This is a genomic window from Pseudomonas sp. 7P_10.2_Bac1, assembly GCF_025465935.1.
GTDB lineage: Bacteria > Pseudomonadota > Gammaproteobacteria > Pseudomonadales > Pseudomonadaceae > Aquipseudomonas.
In genome coordinates this window covers 35,888-52,732 of record NZ_JANLNV010000009.1, presented here as the reverse complement: position 1 = coordinate 52,732, position 16,845 = coordinate 35,888, and the positions used below count along the sequence as shown (strand labels likewise).

Sequence of the window (16,845 nt, the reverse complement as noted above, 5' to 3'; positions counted from 1 at the left end):
TTGAAAAATCAGCGATTACCGCGACGGCTCATAAAGGCCAGACGCTCCAGCAGTTGTACGTCTTGCTCGTTTTTAACCAGTGCGCCGGCCAGTGGCGGGATCGCCTTGGTTGGATCGCGCTCGCGCAACACCGTCTCGCCAATGTTGTCGGCCATCAGCAGCTTGAGCCAGTCCACCAGTTCAGAGGTCGACGGCTTTTTCTTCAGGCCAGGCACTTTGCGTATGTCGAAAAACACGTCCAGCGCTTCGCTCACCAGCTCTTTCTTGATATTGGGGAAGTGCACGTCGACGATCTTTTGCAGCGTCGCGCGATCCGGGAAATTGATGTAATGGAAGAAGCAGCGGCGCAGGAACGCATCCGGCAGTTCTTTTTCGTTGTTGGAGGTAATGATGATGATCGGGCGGACCTTGGCCTTGATGGTTTCATCGGTCTCGTAAACGTAGAACTCCATCTTGTCGAGTTCTTGCAGCAGGTCGTTGGGGAATTCGATGTCAGCCTTGTCGATTTCATCGATCAGCAGAATCACCCGCTCTTCGGCCTCAAAGGCTTCCCACAATTTGCCTTTTTTAAGGTAGTTGCGCACATCGTGCACCTTGTCCACGCCCAGTTGTGAGTCACGCAGACGGCTTACGGCGTCGTACTCGTACAAGCCTTGATGAGCCTTGGTGGTGGACTTGATGTGCCAGGTAATCAGCTTGCAGCCAAAGGAGGCGGCCAGTTGCTCGGCCAGCATGGTTTTACCGGTGCCGGGTTCGCCCTTGACCAGCAACGGGCGCTCCAGGGTGATCGCTGCGTTGACCGCCAGTTTCAGGTCATCAGTGGCCACATAGGCGCGGGTGCCTTCAAACTTCATCTGCAATTCCTCAAACCATGATCCAGGCCTGCAAGGGCAGGGCGGGGGATAAAAAAGTATGTCCGACTATAACGCGGCGACCGCTTCAGGTGAACGTAGACGCGGTATTCAGTCTCTGAATGAGGCGTCACGCCATGACTGGACGCCTTGAATCGTGAAGCCTACCCTTGGGTCCTTCCCAAAAGGTGCATAAGGACCTCGCCATGAGCCGCATTTTTGCAGATAACGCACAATCGATCGGTAACACGCCGCTTATCCAGATCAACAGCATTGCGCCGCGTGGCGTGACGATTTTGGCCAAGATTGAAGGGCGTAACCCGGGTTATTCGGTGAAATGCCGGATTGGCGCCAACATGATCTGGGACGCTGAAAGCCGTGGCGTGCTCAAGCCAGGCATGACCATCATCGAGCCGACTTCCGGCAACACGGGGATTGGCCTGGCCTTCGTTGCTGCCGCGCGTGGTTACAAATTGATGCTGACCATGCCGTCTTCGATGAGCCTCGAGCGACGCAAAGTGCTTAAGGCGCTGGGGGCCGAGTTGGTGCTCACAGAGCCGGCCAAGGGGATGAAGGGGGCTATCGATAAAGCGGCTGAAATTCAGGCCAGCAACCCTGAGCAATACTTTATGCCGCAACAGTTTGAAAACCCGGCCAACCCGGCGATCCACGAAAAAACCACCGGTCCGGAAATCTGGAATGACACCGATGGCGCCGTCGATGTGCTGGTCGCGGGCGTAGGCACTGGCGGCACCATCACTGGAGTGTCGCGTTATATCAAAAAGACCCAGGGCAAGCCGATCTTGTCGGTTGCGGTAGAGCCCATCACTTCGCCGGTCATTACTCAGGCGTTGGCGGGTCAAGAAATCAAGCCTTCGCCGCACAAGATTCAGGGCATTGGTGCCGGTTTTGTGCCGAAAAACCTCGACCTGTCGATTCTCGACAAAGTGGAGCTGGTCAGCGACGAAGAGTCCAAGGCCATGGCTCTGCGTCTGATGCAAGAGGAGGGCATTCTGAGCGGAATCTCGTGCGGCGCGGCCATGGCGGTGGCGGCACGTTTGGCCGAGACCCCGGAAATGCAAGGCAAGACCATTGTTGTGATCCTGCCGGACTCCGGTGAGCGTTACCTGTCGAGCTTCCTGTTCAGCGATCTGTTCAGCGATCAGGAATTGCACCAGTAACGCCCAGGGTCCTGTGGGAGCGGGCTTGCTCGCGACAGCTTGAATCGCGAGCAAGGCCGCTCCCACCCGTTACTGATGACTCAAATCAAACGACTTTAAAGCCTGCTTATGCATAATTACGCCTTTAATACGTAGTGCTTAAGGCTGAATGTTGGAGCGCGCGGGTTTTGTCCCGCGTCGCGAGTGTTTATCATGGCGGGCTGCCACGGCGGGCTTTGGGTGCCGCACGGTATATTCGAGGAGTTGTTGCATGACCTTATCCTTTGCCATCAAGGCAGGGCTCATACTGCTGTTTGTCGGCAGCATCCTGTACGTGCATCTGCGCGGCAAGGCGCGTTTGCCGGTGCTGCGCCAGTTCGTCAACCACTCCGCATTCTTTGCGCCCTACAACGCCCTGATGTATCTGTTCTCGGGCGTGCCGTCCAAGCCGTACCTGGACCGCAGCAAATTCCCGGAACTGGATGTCCTCAAAGACAACTGGCAAGCCATTCGCGAAGAGGCCATGCACTTGTTCGACGAGGGGTACATTCGTGCTGCCGAGAAGAACAACGATGCCGGTTTTGGTTCGTTCTTCAAAAAGGGCTGGAAGCGCTTTTACCTCAAGTGGTACGACAAACCGCTGCCGTCAGCTGAATTGCTGTGCCCAAAAACCGTTGAGCTGGTCAACAGCATCCCCAACGTCAAGGGCGCGATGTTTGCCCTGTTGCCGGGTGGCAGCCACCTCAACCCGCACCGCGACCCGTTTGCCGGTTCCTTGCGCTACCACCTGGGCCTGTCGACGCCGAACTCCGACGCCTGCCGCATCTTTGTCGATGGCGTGGAATACGCATGGCGTGACGGCGAAGACGTCATGTTCGACGAAACCTACGTGCACTGGGTCAAGAACGAAACCGACATGACCCGCGTGATTCTGTTCTGCGACGTCGAGCGTCCGCTTACCAGCCGCCTTATGACCCGCATCAATCGCTGGGTCAGCGCCCAACTGGGCAAGGCCACTGCGCCGCAAAACCTTGATGACGAGCGCGTCGGCGGGATCAACAAGGCCTACGCCTGGAGCAAAAGTTTCAGTGACCGCTTCAGTGGGGTGGTCAAGCAATGGAAACGCCGCAATCCCAAGCTCTATCGCATCGCGCGCCCGGTGCTGGCCGTTATCGTGCTGGTGCTGCTGTGGCGTTGGTTGTTCGGATAAGTCATTGCAATTCATGTCGAGCGCTGGTTATAGTCAGCGCTCGTTGAGCAGATAGCTCATACCACTCTCTTCTAAAAGATCAGTACATGCCGCTTTCCCTTACTCACAGCGTTGTCGAACCAGCAGTTTTTGCTGGCGTGGCGCCGTGCGGGGGCAAACAGCCTGTGCAGATCAGTCACTATCCTCCTCCTGTCAGCCGCACCGTGGTGAGCGTCGTTGTCTCGCCACCGGGTGTTGGTATTGCGGGCTGAGCCGATCCTCGGCTGCCCGTACCCGTCTAAAAAACCATTGAATTTCAGTTTCGGCTGAGTTGGCTTTTTATGTCTGATGACAGGTGTTACCCATGTTTTCGATGTCTAAAGAATCCGCACTGGCGGCGGCGTCCACAAGCCTGTTTGTCCTGCTGTGGAGCAGCGGCGCAATTTTCTCCAAATGGGGCCTGGCCCACGCTTCGCCCTTTGCCTTTCTGTTGATCCGTTTTGCCATCGCCCTGGTAGCGCTGGTGCTGTTGATCCCGTCCATGAAGATGCAGATGCCACGCGGCGCCAAGGCCATCGGTTATGCACTGGCCACCGGCACCGTGCTGTTAGGCGCGTATCAGATTTTCTATCTGCTGGCGCTGGACCTGAAGGTCACGCCGGGGGTGATGGCCACCGTCATGGGCGTGCAGCCGATATTGACCGCGGTGATCCTGGAGCGTCGTCACTCCTTCAGCCGGTCGTTGGGGTTGATGCTGGGGCTCACTGGATTGATTCTGGTGGTGTACCAGAATATTGGTCTGGCGGGGTTGTCATGGGGCGGCATGCTCTGTGCGCTGTTGGCGCTGGGGAGTATGACTGTCGGCACCCTGATGCAAAAACGCATTACCCAGAACCCGCTGGGCACGTTGCCGTTGCAGTACTTCGCCGGGTTGCTGTTGTGCGCGGTGTTTGTGCCGTTTCAGTCGTTCCACTTCGAGCACGGTGCAGGCTTTGTGGTGCCGGTGTTGTGGATGGGCTTGGTGGTGTCGGTGCTGGCCACCGTATTGCTGTACCGGATGATCGCCCGAGGCAACCTGGTCAATGTCACCAGCCTTTTTTACCTGGTGCCTGCAGTGACTGCGGTCATGGATTACTTGATCTTCGGCAACAAACTGGCCTTGCTGAGCATACTCGGGATGGCCTTGATCATCATTGGCCTGGTCTTCGTGTTCCGTAAGACTACATAAACGAAACATCACTGTTGCCGCTGCCGCAGGCTGCGATAAGGACTGCGGCAGCGACTACAGTTTCAGGGCTTGGCGGGCTTGAGCACCAGCCACAATGACACGGCGATCAGTAACCCGCCGTACAGATGTGCGATTGACAGCGGCTCACCCAGAAACAGCGCGCCCCACAAAATCCCGAATGGCGGGGTCATAAAGGTCACGGTCATGGATTTGACCGGGCCAATGTTGGTGAGCAAACGGAAGAACAGGATGTAGGCAAACGCTGTACACACCAATCCCAGCCCCAATAATGACAGCCACACGCGTGCCCCGCCCCAATCAACGGGAGGCTGATTGAGCAGGCTCAAGCCAAACAGCGGCAGCAAAAACAGGGTCGCTCCCAGCATGCTGCCCATGGCCGAAAGACGCGGATCAAGCCCGCCTTGCTGGTCCAGCCAACGACGTGCCAGAAAGCCCGCAAAGCCATAGCAGATCGTCGCCAACAGGCAGGCGAGTGCGCCCATCAGCAAGTTCAGGTCAAAGGCCACCGGCCCGGCTCCAGTCAGTACACCGACGCCGAATAATCCGAGAAAGACCCCAACCAACTTGGTGAAGGTGAGTTGTTCACTGAAAAACAGCCCACCAATCAAGACACCCATCAGTGGCGTGGTCGCATTGAAAATCGCCGAATACCCCGCAGGCAGTACTTGAGCCGCGACCGAATACAGCGTCGCCGGCAGCCCTGAGTTGATCACCCCCAGTATCAACACCACCTTGAGCTTGCCGCCGAAATTCCAGTTGACTCGCATCAGCGCCAGTATCACCAGCAAGCCGGTGGCGGCAATCGACACCCGGAAAAACGCGGTAGGAATTGAGCCGAGTACTGGCGCGATAATTCGCATGAACAGAAAACTGGCGCCCCAAATCCCGGCCAGCGACAGCATGCGTACAAAGTCTGCGAATCTCACGGCGGTTCTCTTACAAGGAATAAGCCGCGCAGTGTAGGGGATGCAGCCTGCAAGGCAATGGCTAGGCGCAATTCCTACAGATTCGTGCATAACCGCTTAAATCTGCGACAATCGCCGCCTGCATTTACGAAGACTTATGCGCACCTGATGACTGACGAATCGCCTGCTATCGACCAACTGCTGAAAAACCTCGATCAAGCCATGATTGCCGACCGCCACAAGTTGCGTCGGCAGTTGCATGAACTGCGCAAAAAACCTGATGACGCCAAGCTGGCGGCCTGGGCCGAGCGTGTGCAGGCGTCGTGCGCGCAGGTGACTGCGCGGGCGGCCAGTGTGCCGTTGATTCGTTATGACGAAAATCTGCCGATTGCCGCCAAGCGTGATGAGATCAAGGCGGCGTTGCTCAAGCATCAGGTGCTGATCCTGGCCGGTGAAACCGGCTCGGGCAAAACCACCCAGTTACCAAAAATCTGTCTCGAAATTGGCCGCGGTCAGCACGGTCTGATCGGTCACACCCAGCCGCGCCGGATCGCGGCGCGCAGTGTGGCCAGCCGGGTTGCCGAGGAGCTGGGTACGCCATTGGGAGCGCTGGTCGGGTATCAGGTGCGGTTTGAGGACCAAAGTGACGCCAACACCCTGATCAAGCTGATGACCGACGGGATTCTGCTGGCCGAAACCCAGCACGACCGTTTCCTTGAGCGCTATGACACGATCATCGTCGACGAAGCCCATGAGCGCAGCCTGAACATCGACTTCTTGCTCGGTTATCTGAAGCTGTTGCTGCCCCGGCGCCCGGACCTGAAAGTCATCATCACTTCGGCCACCATCGACCTGGAGCGGTTCTCCAAACACTTCAACGATGCGCCCATCGTCGAAGTCTCGGGTCGCACCTTCCCGGTGGAGACCTGGTACCGCCCCTTGACCTCCGAGCAGGACGAAGAGGGCAACAGTGTCGAAGAGGATTTAAGTGTCGACCAGGCGATCATCGCCACCCTGGATGAAATTGCCGCCCATGAGCGTAGCGAACGCAAAAGCCCGGGTGATGTGCTGGTGTTCTTGCCCGGCGAGCGCGAGATCCGCGATGCCGCCGAGATGCTGCGCAAGGCGCAACTCAAGCACACCGAAATCCTGCCTTTGTATGCGCGTCTGTCGCCGGCTGAACAGCAGCGGATTTTCCAATCGCACCCAGGGCGTCGCGTGGTCCTGGCGACCAACGTCGCGGAAACTTCCCTGACGGTGCCGGGCATTCGCTACGTGATCGACAGCGGCACCGCGCGTATCAGTCGTTACAGCTACCGGGCCAAGGTCCAGCGCCTGCCGATCGAAGCGATTTCCCAGGCCAGCGCCAATCAGCGAAAAGGCCGTTGCGGTCGGGTAGAACCGGGGATTTGCGTGCGCTTGTACGCCGAGGAAGACTTCAACGCGCGCCCGGAATTCACCGATCCAGAGATTCTGCGCACCAACCTTGCGGCCGTTATCCTGCAGATGCTGCACCTGCGTCTGGGGGAAATTACCGCGTTTCCATTTATCGAGCCGCCTGATGGCAAGGCGATTACCGACGGTTTCAACCTGCTGCAGGAGCTCTCGGCGGTTAACCGCGAGAACCAACTGACGCCGCTGGGCCGTCAATTGGCGCGCTTGCCGGTGGACCCGCGCATGGGCCGCATGCTGCTGGAAGCGGCCAAGCTGGGCAGCTTGCAGGAAGTGTTGATTGTTGCCAGTGCGATGTCGGTGCAAGACCCGCGTGAACGCCCGCCTGAGCGTCAACAAGCCGCGGACCAGGCCCACGCGCAATGGAAAGACCCCGACTCGGATTTTGCCGCGCTGATCAATGTGTGGCGCGGCTTTGAAGAGCAGCGCCAGGCCCTGACCGCGAGCCCGCTGCGCAATTGGTGCCGCAAGAATTTCCTGAATTACTTGCGGCTGCGCGAGTGGCGTGATTCACATCGCCAGTTGAGCCTGATCTGCCGAGACATGCAGCTCAGCGTCAATAAAGAGCCGGCGGATTATCCAAAATTGCACAAAGCAGTGTTGTCCGGCTTGCTCAGTCAAATCGGGCAAAAGACCGAAGACGGCGATTACCTGGGCGCACGTCAGCGCCGGTTCTGGATTCACCCGGCGTCGGGCCTGGGCAAAAAGCGCCCGCAATGGTTGATGACTGCCGAGTTGGTCGAGACCACCAAGCTGTATGCGCGGATGGTGGCCAAGATTGAATCAGACTGGATCGAGCCGCTGGCCGGGCACTTGGTCAAAAAGAACTACTTTGAGCCGCACTGGGAGAAGAAGCGCGGGCAAGTGGTGGCCTATGAGCAGATCACTTTATACGGGTTGATCGTGGTGGGACGTCGCGCCGTGCATTACGGCCCGATTGATCCGGTGCTGTCACGCGAATTGTTTATCCGTGAAGGGCTGGTGCGCGGTGAGATTCAGTCGCGGGCCAAGTGCCTGGCCGCTAATGCCAAGCTCCTTGAACAGCTCGATGAGCTGGAAGCCAAGGCGCGGCGGCGTGACATTTTGGCCGATGAAGAAACCCTGTATGCGTTTTATGACGCGCGTTTGCCAGCCGAGATCCACCAGACCGCGACGTTTGACAGCTGGTACCGGGTCAATAGCCAAAAAGATCCACAGTTGCTGATCATGCGCGAAGAGGACGTGCTCGCCCGTGAAGCCACCGAGATCACTGCCAAACACTACCCGAACACCCTGCACCTGGGGGATTTGACCCTCGAATTGAGCTACCACTTTGAGCCCAATCACCCACGTGACGGGGTGACGGTTAAGGTGCCCGCGCCGTTATTGCCGGTGCTGTCTCCTGAGCGCCTGGAATGGCTGGTGCCGGGCATGATAGAAGCCAAGTGCATTGCGCTGGTACGCAGTTTGCCCAAGGCGTTGCGCAAAAATTTTGTACCCGTGCCGGACTTCGTCAAGGCCGCCCTGCAACGCATGACGTTTGGCGAAGGCTCGTTGCCGCAGGCCTTGGGCCGCGAGTTATTGCGCATGACCGGTGCACGGGTGTCTGACGAGGCGTGGGCCGAAGCCGCACAGCAGGTTGAGAGTCATCTTAAGATGAACCTCGAAATTGTTGACGGCGAGGGGAAGTTCCTCGGCGAGGGTCGTGATCTGGCAGAGTTGACCGCGCGCTTTGCCCAAGCCAGCCAGGCTGCGCTGGCGGTGCCGCACACAGCGAAAGGCCAACAGCCTGTCGAGGCAAAAGTGTTTGCGCCTGTGGCCGAAAAGGCCCAGCAAAAGATTGCCGGATTATCGATGACGGTCTATCCGGCACTGGTGGAAGAGGGCAATACGGTCAAAGAAGGACGCTTCTCGACGCCCGCAGAGGCGGAGTATCAGCATCGGCGTGCCTTGCAGCGTTTGCTGATGCAGCAGTTGGCTGAACCAACCAAGTTCTTGCGCAGCAAATTGCCGGGTCAGACCGAGCTGGGTTTGATGTACCGCGAACTGGGCCGGGTCGAGAGCCTGGTCGAAGACATTCTGCTGGCCAGCCTGGACAGTTGCATCCTTGAAGGCGAGGCGACACTGCCGCGTGACGGTGCCGGTCTGGCTTCGTTGGCCGAGCGCAAGCGCGGCGCCTTGACCGAGCACGCAGAAAAGCTGGCCAAACTGACGCTGGAAATCCTCAAGCTTTGGCACGGCCTGCAAAAACGTTTCAAGGGCAAGATTGATCTGGCCCAGGCTGTGGCCTTGAATGACATCAAGCAGCAACTGAGCCATTTGGTGTATCCGGGCTTTGTGCGTGAAACGCCTGCGCTGTGGCTCAAAGAGCTGCCGCGCTATTTGAAGGCCATTGAAATGCGTCTGGAAAAACTGCCGGCCCAGGTGCAGAAAGACCGGGTCTGGAGTGCAGAGTTGAGCGGCTTGTGGGCCCAGTACCAGGCACGGGCCACCAAGCATGCCCAGGAAGGCAAGCGAGACCCGCAACTGGAGATCTATCGCTGGTGGCTGGAGGAGTATCGTGTGTCGCTGTTTGGCCAGCAGTTGGGCACTAAAGTGCCCATTTCGGACAAGCGGTTGAGTAAGCAATGGAGTCTCGTAGACGCTTAAGCTTGCGGTAGGAGCTAGCCAGTCTCGCGATCTTTTAAAAGGTCAAAAGATCGCGAGGCAAGCCCGCTCCTGGCGGAGGACGTGTTTTCTTGATTCGGCAAATCAGGCCAAATGTTGCCATTTATGGCAAACTTCGCGGCTATAAATACCTGACACGTTTATTTTCTGCTTGAACAGAATAAGAGGAACGACCGTGTATAACGTCGTCATCAGTGGCACCGGCCTGTTCACCCCGGCCAACAGCATTTCCAACGAAGAGTTGGTGCAGTCTTTCAACGCTTATGTGCAGCAGTTCAACGCGGATAACGCTGACGCTATCGAGGCCGGAGAGGTTGAGCCTCTGGCTGAGTCCAGCGCTGCCTTTATCGAAAAGGCGTCAGGTATCAAAAGCCGTTTTGTGATGGACAAGGACGGCATCCTTGACCCGCAACGCATGCGCCCGCGGTTACCGCAGCGCTCCAATGACGAAATGTCGGTGCTTTGCGAAATGGCCGTAGGTGCCGCCAAGCAAGCGCTGGAGCGCGCCGGCAAGACGGCCGCCGACATTGATGGCGTGATCGTGGCCTGCTCGAACCTGCAGCGGCCGTACCCGGCCATCGCCATTGAAGTGCAGCAGGCGCTGGGTATTCAGGGCTTCGGTTTTGACATGAACGTAGCGTGTTCGTCGGCGACCTTCGGTCTGCAGACCGCCAGCAACAGCGTGCAATTGGGGCAGGCGCGTGCCGTTCTGCTGGTCAGCCCTGAAGTGTGCACTGGCCACTTGAATTTCCGTGACCGCGACAGCCACTTCATTTTTGGCGATGCGGCCACTGCGATTGTGGTTGAGCGCGCTGATCTGGCGACGTCCGAGCACCAATTCGACATCGTCAGCACCAAACTGCTGACTACGTTCTCGAACAATATCCGCAACAACTTTGGTTTCTTGAACCGTGCATCGGACGAAAACCCTGACAGCCCGGACAAGTTGTTCGTACAGGAAGGTCGCAAGGTCTTCCGCGACGTCTGCCCGATGGTGGCCGAGCTGATCGCTCAGCACCTGGAAGAAAACAAAGTCGACGTGGCCGACGTAAAACGCTTCTGGCTGCACCAGGCCAACCTGAGCATGAACCACCTGATCGTCAAGCGCCTGCTGGGCCGTGAAGCGTCGGTTGAAGAAGCGCCGGTGATTCTCGATACCTACGCCAACACCAGTTCGGCGGGTTCGGTCATTGCCTTCCATAAGTACCAGGATGATCTGGCCACAGGCTCGCTGGCCGTGCTCAGCTCGTTCGGTGCCGGCTACTCGATTGGTAGCGTGATCCTGCGTAAACGATAAGCAAGGACAATACATTCCTTGTAGGAGCGAGCTTTTTAAACGGTCTAAAGATCGCGAGGCAAGCTCGCTCCAGTCTGGTTGTACCTAATCAGGAGAGCGTGAATGGCAGCCACTGACGACTCGCACTGGCTCCAGCGCCTGCTCGCCGGCGAGCAACAGGCTTTTCGGCAGTTGGTGAGTACCTATCAAGGGGCCATGCTCGCTGTGGCCTATGCCATTGTCGGCAGTCGCCATGCCGATGAAGTGGTTCAGGACGCCTGGCTCTCAGTGGTGCGCAACCTGTCCGGGTTTGAAGGCCGCTCAAGCCTCAAGACCTGGCTGCTGACCATCACCGCCAACGCCGCTAAAACCCGCCTTAAACACAACCGCCGTGAAGTCTTGCTTGACGATCTGCCGTCGCCCCACGGGACGGTGGATGATGAGCGCTTTGCGGCTGATGGCCATTGGTTGATGGCCCCTTATGCCTGGCACCATGACACCCCTGAAGCGCTGCTCACCGAAGAGGAATTGCGCGATTGCCTAGAGCACACGCTGCTCAGCTTGCCGCAATTGCAACGCTCGGTGCTGATACTGCGTGAACGCCAGGGGCTGGAGTTGGAGCAGATTTGTAATCTTCTCGACATCTCGCTCTCTAATGCCCGAGTGCTGGTGCATCGTGCCCGGCTTAAAGTCTTTGCGACCGTGGAGCATTTCGAGGAGACCGGTGAATGTTGAGCTGCAAGCAATTCGTCGCGCGATCAAGTGATCATATGGACCGGCAGTTGAGCGTTCGTGAGCGTTTTCTGGTCCAGCATCACTTGCTGTTTTGTCCGAACTGTCGGCGCTTTATCAGGCAAATGCGTTTGATGAGGGCAACGATGCAGACGCTGCCCGAGTCGTTACCCAGTGATCTGGAGGCGACGGTTCAGCGAATGTTGAGTGAACACTCGCGGCACAAATAGAACAGAAGCCTTATGGGCTCTCAAATAGGGTGTTTACGTGGGGTTGTAAGTGCTCGCTCATAACTCCGGCTTCAAGGAAGCGGCGCAATCATCGCCATTGGATATGACTAAAAGGCGGCTTAGTGACATCAGCTCTGTGACAGCTCCGTGAGAGGTTGAAACGGGTCATCTGCGCGCGTTCGTCATTACCCGAGTACGTTGTGGGCCTATTAACGCAATGAACGCGCTGTCACATGTCAGGTGTTAAGATCGCGCTTCTACGCAACAGGTCAGGGGCTTTGCATGCCGTTACAACGTTTGGACAGCCTGTCGTCCATCTCGGCCCAGCAATGGGATTCACTGGTGCCTGCGGCGCAGCCGTTCCTTCGCCATGCGTTCCTCAGTGCTCTGGAAGACAGCGGCAGCCTGGGCCCGCAATCCGGTTGGCAGCCTGAACACCTGTTGCACATCGAGAATGGCCGGGTGCTGGCGGCTTTGCCCAGTTACCGCAAGTGGCATTCATACGGCGAATACGTGTTTGATCACGAGTGGGCCAACGCCTGCGAACGGGCCGGGATCGAGTACTACCCCAAGTTGTTGACGGCGGTGCCTTTCAGCCCGGTAGGCGGCCCGCGACTGCTGGCCGCGCGCGCTGAAGACGGTCTTGAGTTACTGGGTGCAGTGCCCGGTTATCTGGAGATCGAAGGGCTGTCCAGTGCGCACATCAACTTCACCGATGAACTGGCTGATGCCGCACTCGCACAGCAACCTGGCTGGTTGCAGCGGTTGGGTTGCCAGTTTCATTGGCAAAACCGCGAGTACCGCGATTTTCAGGACTTTCTCGATGCGCTGAGTTCGCGCAAGCGCAAGCAAATGCGCAAGGAGCGCGAGCAAGTAGCGGGGCAGGGGTTTGAGTTTGAATGGCTGCAAGGTCAGCAGGTGACCGAAGCGCAGTGGGATTTTGTCTACGCCTGCTACGCCAACACCTATGCCGTGCGACGCCAAACGCCTTACCTGAGCCGTGCTTTTTTCAGCCTGTTGGCCGAGCGCATGCCCGAGTCAATACGCGTGGTATTGGCAAAGCAGGGCTCAACCCCGGTGGCCATGGCGTTCAGCTTGATCGGCGGCGGTAGTCTCTACGGCCGTTATTGGGGCTGTCTGGCCGAGTTCGACCGTTTGCATTTCGAAACCTGTTTTTATCAGGGCATGGATTATGCGATTGCCCAGGGCATCCAGCGTTTTGATGCGGGTGCTCAGGGGGAGCACAAGCTGATACGCGGGTTTGAGCCGGTCATCACCCATTCCTGGCATTACCTGCGCCATCAGGGCCTCAAAGCCGCCGTCAGTGATTTTCTGGTGCGCGAGCGGGTCGGTGTGCTGGCTTATGCCGACGAAGCCCGTACCGCGCTGCCTTATCGCCAGGCTTGACGCGCCCTGCTGCAAAGCGCTCAAAAAAAAGCCAGGGCTCGCTGATGACGAGCCCTGGCGATGTGTTGTGCGGGAAAGCGGTCGCTGAGTTGCCGGATCAGTCGATGCCCACAAACCCTCCCGTCTGGTGTTGCCACAGACGCGCATACAACCCGCCGTGAGCAAGCAACTCGCTATGGGTTCCAGACTCGGCAATACGGCCCTTTTCGAGCACCACCAGACGGTCCATTTTGGCAATGGTGGAAAGTCGGTGGGCGATGGCGATCACGGTTTTGCCTTGCATCAAGGTTTCGAGGCTTTCCTGGATGGCAGCTTCGACTTCGGAGTCGAGCGCCGAAGTCGCTTCATCCATGATCAGGATCGGCGCATTCTTGAGCAGCACCCGCGCGATGGCGATGCGCTGGCGCTGGCCACCCGACAGCTTGACCCCACGCTCACCCACATGTGCGTCAAAACCAGTACGGCCCTGAGCGTCTGAAAGGGCAGGGATGAACTCATCCGCACGGGCTTTGTGCACGGCGGCCCAGAGCTCTTCGTCCGTGGCGTCCGGCTTGCCATACAGCAAGTTGTCGCGGATCGAGCGGTGCAGCAAGGACGTGTCCTGGGTAATCATGCCGATCTGTTCGCGCAGGCTTTCTTGCGTTACCTCGGCGATATTCTGACCGTCTATCAAGATCCTTCCGCCTTGCAGGTCATACAGGCGCAGAAGCAGGTTAACCAGCGTCGATTTACCTGCTCCCGATGGGCCGATCAAGCCGATCTTTTCACCGGGTTTGATCAGCAGATTCAGGTCGCTGATGATCCCGCTGTGCTTGCCGTAGTGAAAGTCCACGTGTTCAAAGCGTACTTCGCCGTGATCGACTTTCAAGCGCGGCGCGTTGTCCCGGTCCTTGACCACAATGGGTTGTGCGATGGTCTGCAAACCGTCCTGTACCATGCCGATATTTTCGAAAATACCGTTGACCACCCACATGATCCAGCCGGACATGTTAACGATGCGGATCACCAGGCCGGTGGCCAGGGCAATGGCGCCGACGCTGATCAGTGATTGACTCCACAGCCACAGCGCGAGGCCGCTGGTGCTGACAATCAACAGCCCGTTCAGGGTAGTGATGCTGACGTCCATGCTGGTGATGATGCGGCTGGCCTGCTGGGTCTTTTCGGTCTGTTCGACGATGGCTTCACGGGCGTACTGCTGCTCGTAATTGGTATGGGCAAACAGCTTGAGCGTCGTGATGTTGGTGTAGCCGTCGACGATGCGGCCCATCAACTTCGAGCGTGCATCCGAGGACACCACCGAGCGTTCCTTGACCCGGGGCACGAAGTAGTACAACGCGCCGATGTAGCACGCGATCCAGGTCAGCAGCGGGATCATCAGTCGCCAGTCTGCTTCGGCAAACAGCACCAGCGAGCTGATGGCGTAGATCAGCACGTGCCACAAGGCATCGACCGCCTGCACCGCGGAGTCGCGCAGCGAGTTACCGGTTTGCATGATGCGCTGGGCAATCCGCCCGGCGAAATCGTTCTGGAAAAAGTTCAGGCTCTGTTTCAGCACATAGCTGTGGTTTTGCCAGCGAATCAGGCTGGTCATGCTCGGGCTCAGGGTCTGGTGCACGAGCAGATCATGCAGGCCAAAGAACACCGGGCGAATGATCAGCGCAACCACTGCCATCCAGATCAGTTCGCCGCTGTGAGCGTGGAAAAAGTCGGTATTGGGCGTACCTTGTGCCAGGTCAATCAGGGTGCTCAGGTAACTGAACAGCGAGACCTCGATCAGGGCGGCGACCAACCCTACGACCAGCAGGGCAGCAAAAATCGGCCAGACCTGGCGCAGGTAGTAAACGTAAAACGCCCAAACGGTGTTAGGCGGTGCGGCGCTGGGAGCTTCGCGAAATATATCGATCAGTTGTTCAAAACGACGATAAAGCATGGTCACTGACGCCCGCAGAGCGGACTCTCCTTATGTGGTATGACCGGCCAGGGCCGGTCAGGCTCCGCGCAGCATTCGAAGCACTTAGTCGATGCGTTTGGCAGACTTGATGTAGATAGGGTCAATTGGCACATCACGCATGCCGGACTTGGTCGTGGTCTGGGTATTGACGATGTTGTCGACTACATCCATGCCTTTTACGACTTTGGCAAACACGGCATAACCTTCATCACGGCCCGGGTCCAGGATCGGGTTATCGACCACATTGATAAAAAATTGACTGGTTGCTGAGTTCGGATTGGAGGTGCGCGCCATCGACAGGGTGCCGCGCACGTTATGCAGGCCATTGCTGGCTTCGTTCTTGATAGGGTCGCGGGTGGTCTTTTGCACCATTTGCCCGGTAAAGCCGCCGCCTTGGGCCATAAAGCCCGGAATCACACGGTGGAAAATCGTGTTGTTGTAAAAGCCACTGTCGACATAGTCCAAAAAGTTCTTGGAGCTGATGGGGGCATGAACCGGGTCCAGTTCGACTTCGATAGGGCCAAAGCTGGTGTCCAGTAGAACGTGCGGGGCTTTTTGCGCGGCAGGCGCGTTTGCCGCTTTGTTTGGCGCAGGTGTTGCGGCCATCAGGTTGGCAGCAAAGAGCAGGGCACTGGCAGCGAAGGCGATTTTTTTCAACATAAGGCAAAAGTCCTGAAAGGTGGCAACCACGGCGTCAGTAAACGCGCTGTGTGTTGGATGGAAGGTGATGAGGTAGGCAATGATAGATGGCCAGCCGCGAAGCTTGGACAGGATATGCGTGATCGATGTTCCTGCCCACCGCCGTCATGGCTGCAATCTGCTGTTTATGCCTGCTCAGGTGCGGCAAATGCCGCGTCCAGTGGTGCGGTGTCGAAGATGCGCAACAACTCGACCAGAATTTGCGTGGCCGGGCCCAATGGCTTGTCTTTATTGGCGTACAGGTAGAACACCGGGTGACGGTCACCGCCCTGATCCAGTGGCAACGGCTTGAGTACGCCTTCTTTGAGTTCGCGCTCGATCATGTGTCGTGGCAGCCACGCAAAGCCCAGGCCGCTGGCCACAAACGCTGCCGCCGTGGCCAGGCTGCCCACCGTCCAGCGTTGTTCGGAGCCCAGCCAGCCTACGTCACGAGGCTGTTGGCGGCCGGAGTCGCGAATAACCACTTGCAACTGGCTTTCAAGGTCCTGGAAATGCAACACCCGTTGCATGCGATGCAAGGCGTGCTCGGGATGTGCCACGGCAATGAATTCGACCGTGCTCAGCTCTGTTCCCAGGTAGCCGGGAATGTTGAAACTGCTGATGGCCAAGTCGGCCACGCCTTCGAGTAACACCTCTTCGACACCGGACAGCACCTCTTCGCGCAACCTCACACGGCAGCCACGGCTTTGCGGCATAAAGGCTGTCAGGGCACGCACCAGTCGCGCGTTCGGGTAGGCGGCATCAACCACCAGCCGCACCTCGGCTTCCCAGCCTTGCTCCATATGATGAGCGAGGTCTTCCAACTGGCTGGCCTGTTTGACCAGTTGGCGAGAGCGGCGTAGCAAAACACCGCCGGCTTCGGTAAGCACGGCTTTACGCCCGTCGATACGCAACAGTGGCACGCCGAGTTGATCCTGCATGCGAGCGACGGTGTAACTGACAGACGACTGTGAGCGGTGCAGCACCTCGGCAGCTTGCGCAAAACCGCCGTGGTCGACCACCGCTTGCAGAGTACGCCATTGATCCAGGGTCACGCGGGGCGCTTTCACGTTGTATTCCTTTGGGTTCGAGACAGTGTGTGGCTGGCGCAGCCGTTAC

13 protein-coding genes are annotated in these 16,845 nt (G+C 57.9%); 8 read left to right on the top strand and 5 right to left on the bottom strand.

Features of this window, described 5'->3' with window-relative positions:
- Positions 1-8 precede the first annotated feature (8 nt).
- Positions 9-854, bottom strand: coding sequence for an AAA family ATPase (locus NTD86_RS02135; protein ID WP_262200509.1), 846 nt, complete (start codon positions 852-854; stop codon positions 9-11).
- A gap of 203 nt (positions 855-1,057) precedes the next feature.
- Between NTD86_RS02135 and cysK the strand changes: the two genes are divergently transcribed.
- The 3 genes from cysK to NTD86_RS02120 all read left to right on the top strand — a co-directional run bounded on the left by cysK (position 1,058) and on the right by NTD86_RS02120 (position 4,428).
- Positions 1,058-2,032 (top strand): cysteine synthase A, encoded by a 975-nt coding sequence (gene cysK / locus NTD86_RS02130; RefSeq protein WP_262200508.1) that lies wholly within the window; start codon positions 1,058-1,060, stop codon positions 2,030-2,032.
- 250 nt (positions 2,033-2,282) lie between these two features.
- Positions 2,283-3,221, top strand: coding sequence for an aspartyl/asparaginyl beta-hydroxylase domain-containing protein (locus NTD86_RS02125; protein WP_262200507.1), 939 nt, complete (start codon positions 2,283-2,285; stop codon positions 3,219-3,221).
- Positions 3,222-3,564: 343 nt separating this feature from the next.
- Positions 3,565-4,428, top strand: a complete 864-nt coding sequence (locus tag NTD86_RS02120) for a DMT family transporter (protein WP_262200506.1) — start codon at positions 3,565-3,567, stop codon at positions 4,426-4,428.
- 62 nt (positions 4,429-4,490) lie between these two features.
- On the opposite strand, the gene NTD86_RS02115 is transcribed toward NTD86_RS02120, so the two are convergent.
- Positions 4,491-5,351: a DMT family transporter gene (locus NTD86_RS02115; RefSeq protein WP_262200543.1), complete on the bottom strand. Its 861-nt coding sequence runs from the start codon at positions 5,349-5,351 to the stop codon at positions 4,491-4,493.
- Positions 5,352-5,522: 171 nt separating this feature from the next.
- Here NTD86_RS02115 and hrpA point away from each other — a divergent pair, with 171 nt between their 5' ends.
- From hrpA to NTD86_RS02090, 5 genes are all read left to right on the top strand, one after another.
- Positions 5,523-9,434, top strand: a complete 3,912-nt coding sequence (gene hrpA, locus NTD86_RS02110) for an ATP-dependent RNA helicase HrpA (protein WP_262200504.1) — start codon at positions 5,523-5,525, stop codon at positions 9,432-9,434.
- Between the two features lie 193 nt (positions 9,435-9,627).
- Positions 9,628-10,749 carry a beta-ketoacyl-ACP synthase III gene (locus NTD86_RS02105; protein WP_262200503.1) on the top strand — a complete coding sequence of 374 codons (1,122 nt, stop codon included), beginning with the start codon at positions 9,628-9,630 and terminating at the stop codon, positions 10,747-10,749.
- A 102-nt stretch (positions 10,750-10,851) separates the two neighbouring features.
- The gene (locus tag NTD86_RS02100; protein ID WP_262200502.1) at positions 10,852-11,463 is read left to right on the top strand and encodes an RNA polymerase sigma factor; all 612 of its coding nucleotides are present in this window, start codon (positions 10,852-10,854) and stop codon (positions 11,461-11,463) included.
- A complete protein-coding gene (locus NTD86_RS02095) occupies positions 11,457-11,690 on the top strand; it encodes an anti-sigma factor family protein (protein WP_262200501.1) in 234 nt (77 codons plus the stop codon). The genes NTD86_RS02100 and NTD86_RS02095 overlap by 7 nt, the downstream gene beginning before the upstream one ends.
- A 282-nt stretch (positions 11,691-11,972) precedes the next feature.
- Positions 11,973-13,097 (top strand): GNAT family N-acetyltransferase, encoded by a 1,125-nt coding sequence (locus NTD86_RS02090; RefSeq protein WP_262200500.1) that lies wholly within the window; start codon positions 11,973-11,975, stop codon positions 13,095-13,097.
- Positions 13,098-13,194: 97 nt separating this feature from the next.
- Here NTD86_RS02090 and NTD86_RS02085 read toward each other — a convergent pair whose 3' ends face one another.
- The 3 genes from NTD86_RS02085 to NTD86_RS02075 all read right to left on the bottom strand — a co-directional run bounded on the left by NTD86_RS02085 (position 13,195) and on the right by NTD86_RS02075 (position 16,796).
- Complete coding sequence (locus NTD86_RS02085; RefSeq protein WP_262200499.1) at positions 13,195-15,027, bottom strand: ABC transporter ATP-binding protein; 1,833 nt, start codon at positions 15,025-15,027, stop codon at positions 13,195-13,197.
- Between the two features lie 84 nt (positions 15,028-15,111).
- A complete protein-coding gene (locus tag NTD86_RS02080; RefSeq protein ID WP_262200498.1) occupies positions 15,112-15,708 on the bottom strand; it encodes a peptidylprolyl isomerase in 597 nt (198 codons plus the stop codon).
- Between the two features lie 164 nt (positions 15,709-15,872).
- On the bottom strand, positions 15,873-16,796 hold the full coding sequence (locus NTD86_RS02075; RefSeq protein WP_262200497.1) for a LysR family transcriptional regulator: 924 nt from the start codon (positions 16,794-16,796) through the stop codon (positions 15,873-15,875).
- Positions 16,797-16,845: the final 49 nt, after the last annotated feature.

Excerpts from the sequence above, each read along its gene's own strand:
- NTD86_RS02115 (WP_262200543.1), bottom strand. The coding sequence starts at position 5,351 with ATGCTGTCGCTGGCCGGGATTTGGGGCGCCAGTTTTCTGTTCATGCGA.
- NTD86_RS02125 (WP_262200507.1), top strand. The coding sequence starts at position 2,283 with ATGACCTTATCCTTTGCCATCAAGGCAGGGCTCATACTGCTGTTTGTC.
- NTD86_RS02095 (WP_262200501.1), top strand. The coding sequence starts at position 11,457 with ATGTTGAGCTGCAAGCAATTCGTCGCGCGATCAAGTGATCATATGGAC.
- NTD86_RS02085 (WP_262200499.1), bottom strand. The coding sequence starts at position 15,027 with ATGCTTTATCGTCGTTTTGAACAACTGATCGATATATTTCGCGAAGCT.
- hrpA (WP_262200504.1), top strand. The coding sequence starts at position 5,523 with ATGACTGACGAATCGCCTGCTATCGACCAACTGCTGAAAAACCTCGAT.
- NTD86_RS02135 (WP_262200509.1), bottom strand. The coding sequence starts at position 854 with ATGAAGTTTGAAGGCACCCGCGCCTATGTGGCCACTGATGACCTGAAA.
- NTD86_RS02100 (WP_262200502.1), top strand. The coding sequence starts at position 10,852 with ATGGCAGCCACTGACGACTCGCACTGGCTCCAGCGCCTGCTCGCCGGC.
- NTD86_RS02080 (WP_262200498.1), bottom strand. The coding sequence starts at position 15,708 with ATGTTGAAAAAAATCGCCTTCGCTGCCAGTGCCCTGCTCTTTGCTGCC.
- NTD86_RS02120 (WP_262200506.1), top strand. The coding sequence starts at position 3,565 with ATGTTTTCGATGTCTAAAGAATCCGCACTGGCGGCGGCGTCCACAAGC.
- cysK (WP_262200508.1), top strand. The coding sequence starts at position 1,058 with ATGAGCCGCATTTTTGCAGATAACGCACAATCGATCGGTAACACGCCG.
- NTD86_RS02090 (WP_262200500.1), top strand. The coding sequence starts at position 11,973 with ATGCCGTTACAACGTTTGGACAGCCTGTCGTCCATCTCGGCCCAGCAA.